15 protein-coding genes and 1 pseudogene are annotated in these 17,965 nt (G+C 47.0%); 8 read left to right on the top strand and 8 right to left on the bottom strand.

What is annotated here, in order from left to right:
• Window positions 1-418: 418 nt before the first annotated feature.
• Window positions 419-1,327 (top strand): VirK/YbjX family protein, encoded by a 909-nt coding sequence (locus ACWYVB_RS05275; RefSeq protein ID WP_046873855.1) that lies wholly within the window; start codon window positions 419-421, stop codon window positions 1,325-1,327.
• Window positions 1,328-1,378: 51 nt separating this feature from the next.
• Window positions 1,379-1,930, top strand: coding sequence for a porin family protein (locus tag ACWYVB_RS05270; protein WP_047008000.1), 552 nt, complete (start codon window positions 1,379-1,381; stop codon window positions 1,928-1,930).
• A gap of 47 nt (window positions 1,931-1,977) precedes the next feature.
• Here the strand turns inward: ACWYVB_RS05270 and ACWYVB_RS05265 are convergent, their stop codons facing one another.
• From ACWYVB_RS05265 to ACWYVB_RS05245, 5 genes are all read right to left on the bottom strand, one after another.
• On the bottom strand, window positions 1,978-2,886 hold the full coding sequence (locus ACWYVB_RS05265; RefSeq protein WP_457528251.1) for an EamA family transporter: 909 nt from the start codon (window positions 2,884-2,886) through the stop codon (window positions 1,978-1,980).
• Between the two features lie 131 nt (window positions 2,887-3,017).
• Complete coding sequence (gene phnR, locus ACWYVB_RS05260; protein WP_053808131.1) at window positions 3,018-3,719, bottom strand: phosphonate utilization transcriptional regulator PhnR; 702 nt, start codon at window positions 3,717-3,719, stop codon at window positions 3,018-3,020.
• Between the two features lie 9 nt (window positions 3,720-3,728).
• Window positions 3,729-5,453 (bottom strand): putative 2-aminoethylphosphonate ABC transporter permease subunit, encoded by a 1,725-nt coding sequence (locus tag ACWYVB_RS05255; RefSeq protein ID WP_457528249.1) that lies wholly within the window; start codon window positions 5,451-5,453, stop codon window positions 3,729-3,731.
• A gap of 8 nt (window positions 5,454-5,461) precedes the next feature.
• Window positions 5,462-6,568, bottom strand: coding sequence for a putative 2-aminoethylphosphonate ABC transporter ATP-binding protein (locus tag ACWYVB_RS05250; RefSeq protein ID WP_054866913.1), 1,107 nt, complete (start codon window positions 6,566-6,568; stop codon window positions 5,462-5,464).
• Window positions 6,569-7,253: 685 nt separating this feature from the next.
• Window positions 7,254-8,264, bottom strand: a complete 1,011-nt coding sequence (locus ACWYVB_RS05245) for a putative 2-aminoethylphosphonate ABC transporter substrate-binding protein (protein WP_457528246.1) — start codon at window positions 8,262-8,264, stop codon at window positions 7,254-7,256.
• A gap of 266 nt (window positions 8,265-8,530) precedes the next feature.
• On the opposite strand from ACWYVB_RS05245, the gene phnW reads away from it, so the two are divergent.
• The 3 genes from phnW (at window position 8,531) to phnX (ending at window position 11,945) form a co-directional block, all read left to right on the top strand.
• Window positions 8,531-9,634, top strand: coding sequence for a 2-aminoethylphosphonate--pyruvate transaminase (gene phnW, locus ACWYVB_RS05240; protein WP_182034448.1), 1,104 nt, complete (start codon window positions 8,531-8,533; stop codon window positions 9,632-9,634).
• Window positions 9,635-9,660: 26 nt separating this feature from the next.
• Window positions 9,661-11,040: an aspartate aminotransferase family protein gene (locus tag ACWYVB_RS05235; protein ID WP_257897517.1), complete on the top strand. Its 1,380-nt coding sequence runs from the start codon at window positions 9,661-9,663 to the stop codon at window positions 11,038-11,040.
• Window positions 11,041-11,129: 89 nt separating this feature from the next.
• Window positions 11,130-11,945: a phosphonoacetaldehyde hydrolase gene (phnX, locus tag ACWYVB_RS05230; protein WP_457528244.1), complete on the top strand. Its 816-nt coding sequence runs from the start codon at window positions 11,130-11,132 to the stop codon at window positions 11,943-11,945.
• 86 nt (window positions 11,946-12,031) lie between these two features.
• On the opposite strand, the gene ACWYVB_RS05225 is transcribed toward phnX, so the two are convergent.
• Window positions 12,032-13,060 carry a LacI family DNA-binding transcriptional regulator gene (locus ACWYVB_RS05225; protein WP_457528242.1) on the bottom strand — a complete coding sequence of 343 codons (1,029 nt, stop codon included), beginning with the start codon at window positions 13,058-13,060 and terminating at the stop codon, window positions 12,032-12,034.
• Window positions 13,061-13,309: 249 nt separating this feature from the next.
• On the opposite strand from ACWYVB_RS05225, the gene ACWYVB_RS05220 reads away from it, so the two are divergent.
• From ACWYVB_RS05220 to ACWYVB_RS05210, 3 genes are all read left to right on the top strand, one after another.
• Window positions 13,310-13,753, top strand: a complete 444-nt coding sequence (locus ACWYVB_RS05220; RefSeq protein ID WP_129830774.1) for a PTS sugar transporter subunit IIA — start codon at window positions 13,310-13,312, stop codon at window positions 13,751-13,753.
• A 67-nt stretch (window positions 13,754-13,820) separates the two neighbouring features.
• Window positions 13,821-14,108 (top strand): PTS sugar transporter subunit IIB, encoded by a 288-nt coding sequence (locus ACWYVB_RS05215; RefSeq protein WP_005463968.1) that lies wholly within the window; start codon window positions 13,821-13,823, stop codon window positions 14,106-14,108.
• Between the two features lie 9 nt (window positions 14,109-14,117).
• Window positions 14,118-15,374: a PTS ascorbate transporter subunit IIC gene (locus ACWYVB_RS05210; RefSeq protein ID WP_047007992.1), complete on the top strand. Its 1,257-nt coding sequence runs from the start codon at window positions 14,118-14,120 to the stop codon at window positions 15,372-15,374.
• 122 nt (window positions 15,375-15,496) lie between these two features.
• Here the strand turns inward: ACWYVB_RS05210 and ACWYVB_RS05205 are convergent, their stop codons facing one another.
• Window positions 15,497-15,844, bottom strand: a complete 348-nt coding sequence (locus ACWYVB_RS05205; protein ID WP_005395359.1) for a hypothetical protein — start codon at window positions 15,842-15,844, stop codon at window positions 15,497-15,499.
• A gap of 9 nt (window positions 15,845-15,853) precedes the next feature.
• Window positions 15,854-17,888: pseudogene (locus ACWYVB_RS05200) on the bottom strand (S8 family serine peptidase).
• Window positions 17,889-17,965: the final 77 nt, after the last annotated feature.

Genomic DNA, 17,965 nt, shown 5'->3' with positions numbered 1-17,965 from the left:
CTCCTTACTTACCTTTATATCGGACCTAAATTGGCTCGATATTTATAAGGTACGTATAAAGACCAGAAACACGTCAAAATAATTTCAAATAACGTTCAATTCTTGTTCAACTCATTTCACTTTAACTTAGCAACACGGCATCATACTCTGCCAACACGAGCATTTTTCTACCTCGTAATCACAACGTTCAAAGTGGCTTCCAAACTGACATTTCCTTACCAACCCATACAATACCTAAGGTGAATTTTCTCTTAGAATCCCAACAAAAGAACAGTGTTCAAAACCTTATATAAACGTCGGGCACAGCAAAACCTCCCCTTTTAGTAGTGCTTTGCATTTCCCCCTTTTTCGGGTTCTTCGCTGCTCGTCCGTCGGTTCTTAATTGTGGCTGTTGAGCACACGTTAATCTGGAGTGAAAATGACCGCGAACAAATCCATTTTTTACCATAGCAAATCAATTTACTCAGATGATTATGCTGATGTCTATAAGCCAATTTGGACCTACAGAGCTAAGTTCATCTTGCGCGCACTTTACTACAAACGAGCGTTTAAGCACCTGTCAGATAATATTGAATCGTCATTGCTAGAGATGCTTTGTGCACGTACGCACCGATTTTTAGAAAAACCGTTTCGTCCCTACATCATCAAAAATAACTCAGCGTTCGATCGTTCAAACCTAGTGGTTGATCACTACAAAACCATTTCAGAGCTGTTTTCTAAACAGACCATTGAAGAGATCTATACCGATTCGACTGGCTTAACATTAACATCATTTGAAATCGACGAGACATTGTACTCTGTGCGATTGGTGTACGAAGCGCGCTACCAAAAAGAAGGCGACATGAGCCTAGTGCTACACAGCGCGGAAGATGGCAACTTCTATACGCTCTCATTTACTCTCGGCCACATAGAATCTGGACGCAGCATTATGATTGGCGGCTTGCAAGGGCCACGCAGCAGTGAAGAGAACAACGCGAAAATTAAAAAGTTAACCCGTAAGCTTTACGGGCAAAGACCAAAAAGCTTGATGGTGAGTTTGCTCACTTTACTCGCGCAAATTTGGGAAGTGAATACGATTCTAGCGGTAAAAACACAATCCCATACTTATGCTGCACGACGCTACAGTAAAGGACGAATCAAAACGGATTACGATGCACTCTGGCAAGAGTTGGGCGGCACCGAATACAACCGTCATTTCTACTCACTCGATGTGAATGCCCCACGTCGTGATATCGAAGGCATGTCGCGTTCTAAGCGTTCGATGTATCGACGTCGTTACGAATGGTTAGACAATACCAAAGCGGAGTTCATGACAAGGCTACGTTAACCCAACGCAGCACATGACGCTTTGTTTTTCATTTTATGATTCGGAGTTTTTATGTCTTACAAGTACGCCGTTGCATGCTTACTGTCCGCACTTTCCTTAACGGCTCATGCACAACCAACCCAACATGTTGTTGGTGCAAATTTAGGCTACGGCAATGTTAGTTACGATGTGAACAATAGCCATGATGAAGGTGACATGTTCCTTGGTGATGTATATTACCGTTACATGTTCGATCACAACTTTGGTATTGAAGCCGGCTATAAGGGCGCATTTAACGGCATTGGCTCCGTACTTATCAGTCCCTTAACAGAAATCACCGATGTCAGTTATGGCGGGCCTCGACTCAGCGGTTACGCAAGTTACCCTCTGGGAGCCGGCTTTGAGCTTTACGGGAAAGGCGGTATCACTTACTACACGTTAAGTTACACGCTTAAAAACAATGGTCAGAATAAAGAATATGACGAGTCTAGTCTTGGCGGAGAAGCCGCTGCTGGTGTCGCTTGGGCCTATAAACACTTTGGTTTGAACTTAGAGTACAACTACGCCAAGAATAGCGATTTTGATTCTGGCGGTGTGATGTTTGGTGCACAATTGCGATTTTAAAAATTTAGCTGTGCCAAGGCACCGAATCGACATCGGTGCCTTATACCTCAAGCAGAGATCAATGACATAATGATTCCGCTCAGGATCAACAGCACCCCGACGCCTCGCGTGAAATACCATTTTTCAGCCAACAACCACACGCCCATTAATAAACCAAATACAATGCTGATTTGTCGCAAAGCCACAACAAGGCTGACGTTATCAGTCATAGTCATCGCAAACAGCACCAAGCCGTAGGTTGATGCCATCATGATGCCAGCCATGCTCGCACTTTTGCGAATCATCCAAGCGGTTTGTAGTTCTTGCTGACTCCCCGAAACAATACACCACAATAAAACCGGTACTCCCATAACCCAAAACTGCACGCCTAGATAAAAGATCGCGCTATAGTGGTCGTTAAGAATGGTCGATGTTTGTTGAGTTAGCAGATTCAGTGCTTGCTTGTCCACAACGGAATAACCCGTCGTGCCAAACGCTGCAATCAACGCCCAAAACACACCCACATTTAGATACTCCCCAAGGGTAATTTGACGAAAACTGGTCACTGGAACTAGGACACAACCTAAAGTAATAAGCAGGAAACCCAACCACTGCTGAGCATTCAACTCATAACCTAAGGCGACGGTGAGTGCGCCCACCATCATTACAGGAAGTGCTCTCGCAATCGGATAAATCACTCCCACATCGGCGTGCTTGTAGGCCACGATCAAACCAACCAAATAGACGATTTGAGAGAAACCACTGATAAACAGCATTCCCCAAAACACGCTGGGCAACGTCGTCCAGCCAATGTTAAAGAGATACCAAATAAGATAAGGCGTGAGCAGAAGGCAAGCAGATAAACTTGCCGCCATCGTAAACGCGAGCCCTGAACCAGCATTGCTTTTACCAAGAATATTCCAGCCAGCATGCATAACCGCAGACAATACAACGAGTGCGATTGCCAAGAGATCCATTCCACTTTCCTGTTTATGATATTTAGATACCCTCAAGGTGCTTGGGTACAACAAAGGCCCCAATATGGAGCCTTTGAATTTGAGATATAAATTGCTCGCTGCCAACTAGACAGATGCCCAGCAAACAGAAATTAATTCAGCTCCGCGACAGACTCGATGCTGATGGCATCATGACGCCAGTATTCGATGTCACAGTCAATCAACTCGCCATGTTGGTTGTAGTTGATACGTTCAACCACCATTGCAGGCGTACCAGACGTCGCGCGCAATGCCTGTGCCACCTCACCCAACAAAGTACTAGTCGAAATTCGGTAACGAATTTTTTGATACGTCACACCGTAGTGTTCACGATAAATGTCGGTTAACGAGTTTGATAAATCATAAGACAATAAGTTGGGAAATATGTCTGGTCGAATGTAGTTCGTGACATAAACCACCGGACGCTCTTCTAGGTAACGAACGCGGTCGACACGAAATACGTCTGAAAACGGCTGAAGGTCCAACAAACGAGCGGCCAATTTATTAGCCAAGGTGCCTTTTGCGGCTATCACTTCTGTTTTTGGCACGCGATTTTGCGCTTTCGCCATGTTCGGGAAGTTTAGCGTTTGGGTAGGGTCGTAACGCAATGGCTCAGGTGAGATAAACCAACCTCGGCGATCTTCGCGATAGATTCGACCTTCCGCTTCGAGCAGTGATAAAGCTTCACGCAGAGTGACACGTGTAGTATCGAACGACTCCGCCAACTTACGCTCTGCTGGCAGTTTTTGACGCGGCGATAGCATGCCCGCTTCAATCTGTTCAACAATCGAATCTTTAATTTTTACGTATTGCACGAAGTGTCCTTATCTTTTGCGCCAAGCTTGTGTACGATTCTCTAACAATTTACCCAAAGTCATCTGAACAATCTTCGCAATTGCGGCAGCAATCATGATCATCACAGCCATTGCCGCTGCAGCGCCAGTTTGACCTGCATCGTCCATATTCAGAATCGAGACCGAAGCCGGAATCGTATCGGTTGAGTAAAGGAATACTACCGCAGAAGTGGTGGTCAATGCATTAACAAACAAGTAAGTCGCAATGTCCAAAATCGCAGGTAAACACACAGGTAATGTCACTTTAAAGAACAACTTGTATTGAGGAAGCTTCACCGATGCTGCTGTGGCTTCAATCTCCGATGGCAACTGCTTTAGCGCTGTCAGTGCAGTCATGTGACCCACGGTATAGTAATGGACTACCGTATTAATCACCAAGAATGCCATGGTGCCATAAAGCACGTTCAAAGGATTGTTCGCATCATTGAAGTAAAAGATGTAACCCAAGCCAAGCACCATACCCGGAACCGCCATTGGCACCACGCTAAGCATTTGCATCACTTGGCGAATTGGACCAAACGCACGCCCTTTCTCAATGCAGTAAGCACCGACAAAGATGATGGCTGTACCAATAACCGCTGTCCAACCTGCCAGCGTTAGCGAGTTGAAGAATGGGCTCCAACCGTAGGTGCTCATTTCGGCAAAGTTGTAGTTGTTTAGCGTCAGAGCTTTGTTCCAAGGCCAGAATGTGACCAACGAGCCATACACCGCCATGCCAAGCACTGCCAACACTGCAATAGAAATGATACTGCAGTAAACCAAACAAATACTGTCGCGCGCTTTGTTAGGTTCTGGCTGATAAGGCACCGAGCGTGTATCGAATAAGCTCTTTTGCTTTTTCTGTACCCAGCGGTCTGCGCCGAACGCCATTACCGCAGGAAATAGCAGCATAATGCTGGTCACCGCCCCCATGGCAAAGTTTTGCTGTCCCACCACTTGCTTGAAGATGTCAGTCGCCAGAACGTTGTAGCTTCCACCAATCACTTTCGGCACACCAAAGTCCGTAATAACTAGCGTAAAGACCACGATAAGCGTACTGATCAAACCGTATTTCGCCGCAGGTAAAGTCACCATAAAGAAGGTTTTGATGGGTGAAGTTTTAAGTGCGCGGGCAGCTTCATACAAACGGGCATCTGAAGTACGCAGCGAAGTGGTCAAAATCATCAATGCATGAGGGAAGGTCCAGAAAATCAAACCCATCGAGATACCAATCACACCGTAAACCGAGTTTCCTAACAACATCTCTTTGGCAATGCCTTGATTACCGAAAAGGAAGATCAAACTGATCGCCGGCAACAACGAAGGCGCAAGAATCGGCGCAGTACCTAGGATTTGAAACAAACCTTTAAACGGCATGCATGAACGAGTCAGCGCGTAGGCATAACCAAACGCAAGCACGCCCACTACCGAGGTCACAATCACGCCCAAAGTAAAGGTGTTGCCCACCGACACCCACAAGCTTGAAGAAGAAAAGTACTTCGCAAAGTTTGCCAGACCGACAAATTCGCCATTGGTATTTTGCACACTCTTGGTCAACATTGCCCAAAGCGGCATTAAGATGAACAGCACCATCATGGTCGACAAGCCAGCGAGCAAACCAAACAACACAAGGTTGTCGCGGCTAACACGTCCGAGTAAGGATTTTGCTTTATCTTGTGTGGTCAGGCTATTCATCGTCATTGTCTTCGCATCCATGTTTACACCTACGCTGCTAGCGCTTTATCAACCGAGGGCACGGCGTAACCATGCAACCCTTCTTCAGCAAACTGGATGTAACGTACATCGCCCGCTTTGATATTGAGTTTTTGAACCGTTTCCACAGGCACATCCACTACGATGGTTTTCGTTGAGCTGTCGTTTTGCAATACACAATCAATGCGGAAAAACGCCCCAAGAAACTCGGTTGCGGTAACTCGCACAGGTAAAGAGTTGGTGTAGTTTTCAACGAACTTGATGCTTTCAGGACGCACCGCAAGGTCGAAGCGGTCACCACGTTGGATCTTACGATTGGTCAAGCTTGGCGTTGGCATTAGGGTTTCTGCAATGCGTACTTGGGAGTCCGTCGCGACGGAGGTTTCAATAAAGTTCATGCTGCCGACAAACTCAGCGACAAAGCGCGTTGCTGGTTGTTGGTAGATTTCTTGAGGTGTGCCAACTTGCTCAATCACGCCATGGTTCATTACCACGATACGATCCGCCATCGACAGCGCTTCGTCCTGATCGTGCGTAACCATGATGGTGGTGATGCCAAGCTTGCGTTGCAGCTTACAAATCTCGTCACGTAAGTGAACACGCACTTTTGCATCCAGCGCCGATAATGGCTCATCCAATAACAGTAGACCCGGAGACAACGCCAATGCACGAGCCAAAGCAACACGCTGCTGTTGACCACCAGAAAGCTGGTTAGGGAATTTCTCGCCAGAGGTTGGAAGACCAATGGTTTCTAACCAGTAATCCACCTTCTCTAACGCTTCTTTGGTCGACATGCCTTGGTTCTTCAAACCCACCGCAATATTCTCTTGCACAGTTAGGTTCGGAAACAAAGCATAAGATTGGAATACGATGCCGAAATCGCGCTTCTCTGGTGGTAGGAATGTGGTCTCTTGACCGTTTTGAAAAATCGCACCAGACGTTGGCAAGTCTAAACCTGCAATAGCACGTAATAGAGTGGTTTTACCGCAGCCAGAAGGACCAAGAAAACAAACAAACTCGCCCTTTTCAATCGCTAGCGAGATTTTCTTTAATGCAGTGAACTGTCCGAATTGCTTCACTACATTTTCGATATTTAGGTAATGTTGGTTAGTTGACATAACACACGCTCCAAATGGTATATACCAACTTTAGTTTTGGAGTGTTACGTTCCAATGACAAATTTATAGCCAGAAGATGACAAATAGATGAAGGACGGTGAAGTTTGTTTCTACGCTTCCAACCCCCTCCAACTCCCCCTTCTATCAGCATTGTTTGCCAAGCATTTGAATGTGGTTATAAAGGGGGAGAGCTGCTCTTTACTACGGTATGCTCAGCGCTTTTCCGACGTCATTCTGAAGGAGCCTGGGCGAGTATTCAGAATCTACTTGAAGCGCGTAAGATGTTGCATTGTGAATTAAACTATCCGCGATTACAAAACCAGTTCCTCCCCTTTACCAGCGTGACTGTTGTAGTCCCCAGAAGTTAAAGCCAAGGGAGGTTAGGTGGGGTTGGTGGTTTAATGCTAGGTTCGGTGCTTTCCCGACGTCATTCTGAAGGAGCCTAGGCGAGTATTCAGAATCTACTTGAAGCGCGTTGGATGTTGCATTGTGAATTAAACTATCCGCGAATGCAGAACCAGTCCCTCCCCTTTACCAGCACGACTATTATAGTCTCCCGAAGTTGAAGCCAAGGGGAGGTTAGGTGGGGTTGCTGCTTTAAGGCTTTTGACTCTCGCCTCTTCCAAAAACAAAAAATCCACCTCAACCGAGGTGGATTTCAACATTCAACTCAAAGCAAATTCAATTAAGACTTTGGCTCTGATTTCTCGTCAAACTTCTCAGACCAAGCCGCTAGAATCTCTGCACGCTTACTACCCATTTGCGCGAAGTCCATCTTCGCCATGTTCTCTTGAACATTCGGGAAGTTAGATACTGTCGCTTTCACTTCTTTATGTGCAACCACTGGGTACATTTCTACGTAAAGCTCGTTTGCCGCTTTAGAGATTGACCAGTCGACAACACGTTTCGCTGCATCAGACTCTTTTACTAGACCAACGGCTTCTGATTCCCAGCCGATACCTTTTGGTGTGATAACCGCTAGTGGTGCGCCTTGTGTTTTCAGCTTCGCGCCGCGGCTTGCCATCGAAATACCGATAGCCACTTCACCCATACCCGCTTGAACACATGGCTTAGAGCCAGAGTGCGTGTAGTGTGCAATGTTCTTATCTAGGTCACGCATGTAGTTCCATGCCTGATCTTCACCCATGTTTTGTAGCCAAGCAGAAACCTGCATGTAGCCAGTGCCTGAAGACGCTGGGTTAGGCATTGCAATGTGACCTTTGTAAACCGGCTTTGTTAGGTCTTCCCAGGACGTTGGTTTCGGTAGGTTAAGTTGTTTCGCTACCGCTTCGTTGAAACAAACTGCGTTAAAGAACGCATCGTTACCAAACCAAGCTTGGTTTGATTGAGGGTCGTTTAGGTTCGCATGCAGCTCTTCCAAACCTTTTGGTGTGTAAGGCTTAAGAAGACCTTCATCTTTAAGCAGTGCCATTGACGAGCCCGCAAGACCCCAAACCACTTCCGCTTGAGGGTTGTTCTTTTCTGCCAGCAATTTCGCCGTCATGATACCGGTTGAATCGCGAACCCACTTAATCTTGATATCTGGGTTATCTTTCTCAAACGCAGACTTGTATTTCGCAAGAATGTCAGTTTCGAAAGCGGTGTAAACCGTGACTTCCTGTGCTGCCATTGCATTCGTAGCTAGCAGAGAGACAAGTGCAGCCAGCGATCCTTTCATCAAACGGTTTTTCATCATTTTCTCCAATTAATTTGGCTAAGTTTTAATTTGGTCTGTACCAGTTGACGATAACCACCCTACTGAGCCTTTGTGACGAATTCATGACCATTAAATGGCAGTTTTACGAAAAATATCGATGAATAATCGTTCAATTGATCCGCCATTTTCTGGATATTAAAGTTTTATGAAATTGGATATTCGCCTATTTACTGCCCTTTTCTTCCTCGCTAGAGTGAACTTGAAATTTGGTGTAGACCAATTAGCCTATTCTGATGGAAATCGAGATGAAAAACGAATACCTACTACTGACTCCAGGTCCTCTATCTACTTCTGAAACGGTACGTGAAGCCATGCTTAAAGACTGGTGTACTTGGGATGATGAATACAACAAAGACATTGTAGAAGTGATCCGCACTAAGCTTGTAAAACTGGCAACTCAACAAGACGGCTACACCAGCGTACTAATGCAAGGTAGCGGCACCGCATCAGTAGAAGCGACGATTGGCAGCGCCATTGGCAAAGATGGAAAATTGTTGGTTGTCGACAACGGTGCTTACGGTGCGCGTATCGCTCAGATCGCTGATTACCTAAATATTCCATGCCATGTAGTTTCCCCAGGCGAAACATCACAGCCACACTTGAACGAGGTGGAAACTGCATTGGCATCGGATCCTACAATCACACACGTGGCGATTGTTCACTGCGAGACAACCACTGGCATGCTTAACCCAATTGAAGAATTTGCTTCTGCAGCAAAAGCGCACGGCAAAGTGGTGATTCTGGATGCCATGTCGAGCTTTGGTGGCATTCCTATCGATATCGCTGAGCTAGGCATCGATTTTATGATCAGCTCTGCAAACAAATGTATTCAAGGCGTACCGGGCTTTGGCTTTGTGATTGCAAAACAAACTGAGCTCGAAAAGTGCAAAGGTCAGGCACGTTCTTTGAGCCTTGATCTTTACGACCAATGGCACTGCATGGAAGTGAATCACGGCAAATGGCGTTTCACGTCTCCTACGCACACGGTGCGCGCTTTCTACCAAGCATTGCTAGAGCTAGAACAAGAAGGCGGCATTGAGGCTCGTCATAACCGTTACCAAACTAACCAGAAAACACTGGTTGCAGGTATGCGTTCTCTAGGTTTCGAGCCACTACTAAGTGATGATCTTCACTCGCCAATCATCACTTCTTTCTACTCTCCGACGCACAGTGATTACCAATTCAAAGCGTTCTACACACGTTTGAAAGAGCAAGGTTTTGTGATTTATCCGGGTAAGGTATCGAATGCAGATTGCTTCCGTATCGGCAACATTGGCGAAGTTTACCCAGCAGATATCGAGCGCTTGATCGGTGCAATTGAAAAAGCAATGTACTGGCAAGTTGCGTAAAGCAACTTTCTGATTGAGAGAGCGTTATGACTCAGAATATCAAACCGACCCATTTCCGCAGCGAAGGCGATGTCAACACGACACCGGCGCGCCAAGCTTGGAATGCATCGATGGATGACGAACGCACGCAAGCATTACTGAAGCGTGATTCGGAGGTCTTTCTTCATCAAGCCATGTCAACGCCTTGCTTAGATACCTTGGAAGCAGCAGAAGGCATCTACATCCAAGATGCTACCGGCAAAAAGTACATGGATTTCCATGGCAATAACGTCCATCAACTGGGCTACGGTCATCCGCATGTGATTAAACGCGTGCAAGAGCAAATTGCCAAACTTCCGTTTTCACCACGCCGTTTTACCAACGAGACCGCGATTGAATGTGCCGAAAAACTCACCCAAATCTGTGGCGGCGAGTTGAATCGCGTGTTGTTTGCTCCGGGTGGCACATCTGCGGTTGGCATGGCGCTTAAACTAGCCCGCCACATCACGAGCAACTACAAGGTGGTGTCGTTGTGGGATTCCTTCCACGGCGCATCGTTGGATGCCATCTCAGTGGGTGGTGAAGCGTGTTTCCGCCAAGGCATGGGACCATTAATGGCAGGTGTTGAACGCATCCCACCAGCGGTGTCTTACCGAGGTGCTTTCCCTGTCGCGGACGGCAGCGACGTGCATTACGCCGACTACCTTGAATACGTGATTGAGAAAGAAGGCGGCGTGGGCGCGTTTATCGCAGAAGCAGTTCGTAATACCGACGTTCAAGTGCCAAGTAAAGCCTATTGGAAACGCATCCGTGAAATCTGTGACAAACACAATGTCATGCTGATCATCGACGACATCCCTAACGGCATGGGTCGCAGCGGTGAATGGTTTACCTACCAAGCCTACGATATCGAGCCAGATATGCTCTGCATCGGTAAAGGTTTGGGTGGTGGCTTAGTGCCTATCGCAGCCATGGTAACCAAAGACAAATACAACACCGCCGAGCAAATCTCCATGGGTCATTACACTCATGAGAAAAGCCCTGTCGGTTGTGCTGCGGCACTGGCAACCATGGAAGCTATTGAGCAAGACGGCTTGCTAGATAAAGCCAAAGCCGACAGCCAGTTCATGCGTGAAAAGCTGCTAGAGATGAAAGCCAAATACCCAGTGATTGGCGATGTGCGCGGCATCGGCATGTTATGGGGCATTGAACTGGTCACTGACCACGAAAGCAAAACACGCGCGTATGACGAAGCGGAAGCTGTGCTGTACCAATGCCTAAATAACGGTATGAGCTTCAAGGTATCGCAAGGTAACGTGATTCAACTCAGCCCACCGCTAATCATCACTCGCAAACAACTGACAGAAGCGTTGGCGATCTTCGAAGAAGCCATCGCCAAAGTGTGTAAAGACTTTAACTACTTTTAGGGTCAATAGACCTCAACAAAACCAATTTATCCAGAGCGCGATTCCAACGTGTAGGCAAGCGCTCTAGCAAGCAAGAAAAAGGATTGAACATGAGCAACTCACCAATTCAAGCAGTGATCTTTGACTGGGCTGGTACTATCGTCGATTTCGGCTCTTTTGCGCCAACCAGTATCTTTGTGGAAGCGTTCAAACAAGGCTTTGATTTTGATATCGATCTTGAAGAGGCGCGCGAACCAATGGGGCTTGGTAAGTGGGACCACATCCAAGCAGTAGGTCGTATTCCTACGGTTGATAAGCGTTGGAATGAAAAGTTTGGTCGCTCAATGACCAGCGAAGACATCGACACTATCTACGCGGCATTTATGCCTCTGCAAAAAGCAAAAGTGGCTGACCACGCAGAACCAATCCTCAACGCAGTTGAAGTGGTAAACGGTCTGAAAGACAAAGGCATCAAGATCGGTTCTTGTTCGGGTTACCCGCGTGAGGTGATGGACGTACTGATTCCAGTTGCAGCGGATTACGGCTACCAACCAGATTGTGTTGTCGCGACAGACGATCTGCCCCAAGGTGGTCGCCCGGCACCGTTTATGGCACTGAAAAATGTGATTGAGCTTGGTGTAACCGACGTTAAAGCATGCGTCAAAGTGGACGATTCAGCACCGGGCATCTTTGAAGGTCACAATGCGGGCATGTGGACGGTAGGTCTGCTGCTTTCTGGTAACGAAGCGGGTCTCACGTTTGAAGAATACCAAGCCGCGGACGAAGCAACGCTTGATGCTGCTCGTGAAAAAGCGCGTGCAAAATTGCTCAAGAGCTCGCCGCACTACCTTATCGATACGATCGCAGACTTCCCTGAAGTGGTGGCAGATATCGAACGTCGCCTAGCAGCAGGTGAGCGTCCGTAGTCGAGAGTCATTATTCTCACGCATAAAAAAACCTCTCAGCATTGAGAGGTTTTTTGTATCGCGTTTTAGTATCTAACCAAATCAAATTAGTTGATCGCAGTGCTCGCTCGGCGTTTTAGCTTAAAGCCCATGTCCGTTGCATGCTCTACTGGCTCACCTTTAATGGCTTGCAGTAACTTGTCTGCTGCTTTCGTCCCCATACGTTCGTAATCGAATTCCGCACAGGTCAAACTTGGGTAGGCGTGCTCACCCATAGAAGAGCCTTCTAAACAGATAATCGCAATGTCGGTCGGGACTTTCAGCACTCGGCGATGACACTCAAACAACGCGCCAATCGCAATCTCTTCATGGCTGCAAACCAGAGCATTCAAACTTGAATCACGCAATAATAGCTTCGCCAACCCTTCCGCACCTAATTGTGAAGATGGTGCTTCGTGGGTGGTTAAGAAATGGTCCGGCGCAAGGTAGTTCTCAATCATCGCGCTTTGCCAGCCGTGTAGCTTACGTTGCAAAGTGGAGTGATCGCCACGCGCACCAATGAAACCCACGTTCTTGAAGCCTTGCTCAATCACATGCTTGGTACACGCTTTACCCACCTCAAAATGGTCAATACCGATATTGAGATAACTGGCTTTCGAACTTAACTCAGCAATTTCCAATACTGGCGTGTTCGAGGCTTCCAAAAGTTGATTGGTTCGTTGGCTGTGTTCATTACCAAACAACACCACTCCGGCTGGGCGGCTCTCAAGAAATGTCGAAAGCAGTTTCTCTTCTTGTTCTACCGAGTAGTCGCTGTAGCCAAGCAGCAACTGATAACCCTCTTTGTTCAACGCTTGTTGAAAGCTCGGTAAGAAAAGCGCGCACGCTTTTTCAAACAGGGAAGGAATGATAAGAGCGATGGAGTAACTTTCAGCAGACGCCAAAGCCCCTGCCGCTTTATTCGGGATATAGCCGAGCTCATCAACCACTTGTTGAATCTTTTCTCTCAGCTTGTCAGATACTAGCTCGGGCGTTCGTAATGCTCTCGACACCGTCATGGTGCCTACGCCGGCTTTTTTAGCGACGTCCGCCAAGGTGACATTGCCAGTACTTCTTCGTTTGCGAGGTTCGCTCATTGTTCTTATTTAGTGTTCTCTATTTTCTGCCGCGACATCTTATCACAGCGCTTTAATGGTTTTGATATTAGCGCATTAGAACTCGAACACCAGCACATGAAACTTCGATGCCTGATAAAAATGATAGCGCTATCACAATTAATGGTAGCGCTATCAGATAGCGCTACCATTTGTGATCACTCTCAGGTTTTTCTGGCGAATTGATCGATAAAGTACGCAGCAACAAAACAACAAATCGGAAACATTCCAATGCTACGTGAACTGATTACCTCTGATGTCATTCGCATCCATTCTGACGCAACCGACTGGAAAGATGCGATCAGCAAATCTTGTGAAGCTTTGATTGAAAATGGCGCGATAGAACCAAGTTACGTTGAGGCAATTTACCGCTCGCACGAAGAGCTTGGTCCTTACTACGTGGTAGGGCCGGGCATGGCGATGCCACACGCTCGCCCTGAAGATGGCGTTAACCGCTTGTCATTGGCGATCACGGTGATCCAAAACGGCATCAACTTTAACTCTGAAGAAAATGACCCAGTAAAAATGCTGGTCACGCTAGCGGCAACGGACAGTAATAGCCACGTTGATGCGATTTCGAAACTGGCGGAATTGTTTATGAATGAAGAGCATGTAGAGGCCATCTGCAACGCTCAAAGCAAAGAAGATGTTCTTGCGATCATCGACAAATACTAAGTTTTACTCCTGACATACCCCATTCACAAATGGGTATACCCCCTATAAAAAAGAAAAGGTCTGAATTATGAAAATTATGGTTGTTTGCGGTCACGGTCTTGGTACTAGCCTAATGATGGAAATGAGCATCAAAAGCATCGTAAAAGAATTGAACGTCGATGCCGCTGTAGATCACATCGATCTTGGCTCAGCAAAAGGCACAAGTTGCGACATTTTCATCGGCACAAAAGACATTGCAGAACAGTTGGAAGCACTTGGCGTTGAACAACGTATCGTAGCGCTTGATAACATGGTCGACAAAGTCGCAATGAAAGAGCGTTTATCTGTGGCACTTCAAGAGCTTGGCGCTCTATAAGGTGGCGTTATGGAATTCTTCAGTTTCTTAATGAACGATGTCCTATCAGAGCCAGCAGTTCTGGTCGGTCTCATCGCCCTAATCGGCTTAATTGCCCAGAAAAAACCGGTCACCGAGTGCATTAAAGGCACGGTAAAAACCATTCTTGGTTTCATCGTGCTTGGCGCAGGTGCAGGCTTAGTTGTGAGCTCGCTAGGCGACTTCGCGACCATTTTCCAACACGCTTTCGGCATTACAGGCGTGGTTCCAAACAACGAAGCTATCGTCTCTATCGCGCAAGAAGCGTTTGGTAAAGAGATGGCGATGATCATGTTCTTCGGTATGTTAGTGAACATCTTGATCGCTCGCTTCACGCCATGGAAATTCATCTTCCTAACCGGTCACCACACGCTATTTATGTCGATGATGGTAGCAGCGATTCTGGCATCTAGCGGCATGAAAGGTGTTCCACTGATCGCGCTTGGATCTGTGGTTGTGGGTTCTGTAATGGTGTTCTTCCCTGCGATCGCTCACAAGTACATGAAGCAAGTTACAGGTTCTGACGACGTTGCGATTGGTCACTTCTCTACCCTTTCTTACGTGCTAGCTGGCTTTATTGGCAGCAAGTTCGGTAACAAAGAACACTCTACTGAAGAGATGAATGTCCCTAAAAGCTTGTTGTTCTTGCGCGATACGCCAGTGGCGATCTCTTTCACCATGGGCATCATCTTTGTGGTGACGTGTTTGTTCGCTGGCGGTGATTTTGTCCGTGAAGTCAGTGGCGGTAAACATTGGTCTATGTTTGCGCTAATGCAATCCATCACATTTGCAGGTGGTGTGTACGTTATCCTGCAAGGTGTACGTATGGTTATCGCAGAAATCGTTCCTGCATTTAAAGGCATCTCAGACAAACTGGTTCCAAACGCAAAACCTGCACTGGATTGTCCGGTTGTGTTCCCATACGCACCAAATGCGGTATTGGTGGGCTTCCTATCGAGCTTTGCAGCCGGTCTAGTGGGCATGTTCCTGCTGTACGTGATGGGGCTTACTGTGATTATCCCTGGTGTAGTTCCACACTTCTTTGTGGGTGCGGCTGCGGGTGTATTTGGTAACGCAACAGGTGGTCGTCGCGGCGCAATTCTAGGTGCGTTTGCACAAGGTCTACTGATTACTTTCCTACCTGTCTTCCTAATGCCAGTGCTGGGTGATCTTGGCTTTGCAAACACAACATTCAGTGATGCTGACTTCGGCATTGTAGGTATCCTACTTGGCCTGATTGTGCGCTAAGCTTTTATTCTTATGAATGCAGAATTAGGCTCGTCGGCATTCATCTCTCAAAGGCTCTAGCAGGAAAAGCACTCAAACAAAACGCCCCTCACGTGAGGGGCGTTTTTCATATTGAGGCTATCTTATTGAGACAACAACTTTCTCGTTGGTTCTTGCTCGGTGTATTCAACGGATTCATTACCAGATAGCTTATCGACGTCCGCTTGTTCGCCGCTCACCACCAGTACCTGTTGCTTCACCAACGCATCAACCACTTTAAGGTTATGTTGACGAAGAAGCGCTCTCACTTCGCTCTCTTTCCCTTTGTGATACTTAACAAAGTAACGCGTAGGTTGTTGCTCAGCTTGTTCAGAACGTTCATCCACGAGCGGAAATCCTTGATTGTTCGCCAAGCTGGCCGAGCTTAGTCCGATTGCCAATAGTGCGGTAGCACTCACCGCAGACAAAGAAAGTAAGGTCAACTTCTTCATAGCCACTCCTTATTGAAAAGTCAGAGTCCAACTGTTGATTGTGCCTGTGTCTCTTCTGGCACTGTCTACCGCTTTTAGTTCCCAAGAACCTTGTGATTCAAAACCAGAGAAATCCGCTTGGAAAGTGGCTTTGATATCGTTAGCGCTGCCGCCAGTATTATCGTGAAGCACGACTTCTCCACCAGTCGGTGAAGTTAGCGTCACTCGTAAGTCACCGATGTAAGTGTGGCTAATATCAACGTCAATACTTACTGTACCTGAATCACCAGAGCGATCGACATCTACCGCGCTGATTGCGCCAGAAGATTTGTTGTCAGGAATCGCAACAGGGCTGGTGTTTGAGAAGCTAGAGTCCGAAGAGCTACCGCCACCGTCAGGACCGTTACAGCCCGCATCCAAGAACAGTTTCGCCGCTTCCGCATTCACTAGGCCGTGACCTGTGCGGTTGTCTCGTCCAGCGACATCAATGTCTGTTGCCGTTTGAACTAGGGCATTACGTACTTGCGCTGCTGTACACGTTGGGTGGTAACTCCACACCAAGCCTGCTACGCCAGTTACATGAGGTGTTGCCATCGATGTACCATTGTAGTACTCGTAATCTTCACCAGAGGTAGTTGAAACCGTAATTTCTTGACCTACATACCCCAGCAACTCTTGACCAAATGCACGGTCAACCGTCACCGAAACCATGCGATAAGCGTTGTTTGTGTCAACCAAGAATGGGTTTTGTAAACCAGGTAGTTCAGAGTTGCTGTATACGATTGCCGCTCGTGCACCTGCATTGTAACAAGCTTGAACTGCATCCACTTCCGGGTAGTTACCTGAAGACTGGTTGCCAATACGTTCAGTCAAACAGATTTTGCCTGACATATCACCACAGTTAAAGTTACCGCCAGATACATCACAGCTATCTAGCATTGCTGTTACTGAACCAGCGATTGGATCTGGCACATACGAAGAACCGTTATTGATCAAACGATTGTGAGGGACAATACCGCGATCAAATTGGCTTACGCCATTCAAGGTAATATCAGAAAGTTTACCTTCGCCTACCGTAACCGTTGATAAGATCGCCACACCTGGGCCAGAGATCTCAACTTGATCAGTAGATTGCGAGAACGCCGCATGATCATTTTGGTTATCGACAGCAGCAACAGACATAACTGAATCGTAAGAAGCTGGGTAGCTGTGTGCGGTGTTACCGTCATTACCAGCTGCGGCGATTAGCAGAACGCCTTGATCGTAAATGTTTTGCAGTGCATTTTGCTCAGTTCGGCTTGATTGACTACCACCAAGACTCATGTTCACAACGTTGGCACCATTATCTGCACACGTTTGGATCGCTTTAACAAGCCCAGATGAGTAACCCCAACCTGATTCGTTAAATACTTTCACGATGTGCAAATTCACATTCTGGTTTGGCATCACACCCTTCACACCTTCGGTGTTGGCAATCGCTGCGATAGTACCTGCAACGTGAGTACCGTGGGCGTTATTGTTACCCGGATCGCTCCATGATCCTGTACCACTATCGTTGGTACCTGCAACACGGTTACCGCTTAGGTCGTTGTGCGAGATGTCGTACCCTGAATCGATAATACATACAGTGCGATTACCAGCATTGAAGTCATCTAACTGTTGAGCATTAACCGCTTCATAACCCCACGGGGTAGTTTCGCTGAGCAAATAGCGAGGCGGATCGACTTCGACATATTCCACATCACTGCGATTACGAAGTGGTTCTAAGTCATCACCATCCAACTCAACGCTGTAAATGGCGCGATTACCTAGTTTTTCCACCTTACGTGCCTTCACCTGTTGTAAAACAGACTCCTGCGCGATTCGTGGTCCCCAAAATGAGTTACCACCCATTGAAGATCGGCTGACGGCATCTTCTTTGAATTTGACGATGTACTTCGTCGGTAACTTAGATTCATCAAATCCCATTGGTGGAGCCGCAAACGCTGACATAGAAGTGGTCAGTGCTATCGCTACGGCAGACAACGAAAATAAGCCTTGTTTTTTTACTTGTTGTGTAGTGCATTTGCCCTATTCCTTATTTGAGCTAATTTTTATTCACTATATTCTCATGAAAAGTCATCACCATGATGTTCGCATGAG

The sequence above is a fragment of the Vibrio sp. JZG10 genome, assembly GCF_054064075.1.
The sequence above is the reverse complement of the archived record's forward strand: the minus strand, read 5'-3'. Positions and strand labels throughout refer to the sequence as shown.

What these genes read in the sequence shown, in the direction of transcription:
- ACWYVB_RS05275 (WP_046873855.1), top strand. Translation starts at nt 419, where the DNA reads ATGACCGCGAACAAATCCATTTTTTACCATAGCAAATCAATTTACTCA.
- ACWYVB_RS05270 (WP_047008000.1), top strand. Translation starts at nt 1,379, where the DNA reads ATGTCTTACAAGTACGCCGTTGCATGCTTACTGTCCGCACTTTCCTTA.
- ACWYVB_RS05265 (WP_457528251.1), bottom strand. Translation starts at nt 2,886, where the DNA reads ATGGATCTCTTGGCAATCGCACTCGTTGTATTGTCTGCGGTTATGCAT.
- ACWYVB_RS05255 (WP_457528249.1), bottom strand. Translation starts at nt 5,453, where the DNA reads ATGGATGCGAAGACAATGACGATGAATAGCCTGACCACACAAGATAAA.
- ACWYVB_RS05250 (WP_054866913.1), bottom strand. Translation starts at nt 6,568, where the DNA reads ATGTCAACTAACCAACATTACCTAAATATCGAAAATGTAGTGAAGCAA.
- ACWYVB_RS05245 (WP_457528246.1), bottom strand. Translation starts at nt 8,264, where the DNA reads ATGATGAAAAACCGTTTGATGAAAGGATCGCTGGCTGCACTTGTCTCT.
- phnW (WP_182034448.1), top strand. Translation starts at nt 8,531, where the DNA reads ATGAAAAACGAATACCTACTACTGACTCCAGGTCCTCTATCTACTTCT.
- ACWYVB_RS05235 (WP_257897517.1), top strand. Translation starts at nt 9,661, where the DNA reads ATGACTCAGAATATCAAACCGACCCATTTCCGCAGCGAAGGCGATGTC.
- phnX (WP_457528244.1), top strand. Translation starts at nt 11,130, where the DNA reads ATGAGCAACTCACCAATTCAAGCAGTGATCTTTGACTGGGCTGGTACT.
- ACWYVB_RS05225 (WP_457528242.1), bottom strand. Translation starts at nt 13,060, where the DNA reads ATGAGCGAACCTCGCAAACGAAGAAGTACTGGCAATGTCACCTTGGCG.
- ACWYVB_RS05220 (WP_129830774.1), top strand. Translation starts at nt 13,310, where the DNA reads ATGCTACGTGAACTGATTACCTCTGATGTCATTCGCATCCATTCTGAC.
- ACWYVB_RS05215 (WP_005463968.1), top strand. Translation starts at nt 13,821, where the DNA reads ATGAAAATTATGGTTGTTTGCGGTCACGGTCTTGGTACTAGCCTAATG.
- ACWYVB_RS05210 (WP_047007992.1), top strand. Translation starts at nt 14,118, where the DNA reads ATGGAATTCTTCAGTTTCTTAATGAACGATGTCCTATCAGAGCCAGCA.
- ACWYVB_RS05205 (WP_005395359.1), bottom strand. Translation starts at nt 15,844, where the DNA reads ATGAAGAAGTTGACCTTACTTTCTTTGTCTGCGGTGAGTGCTACCGCA.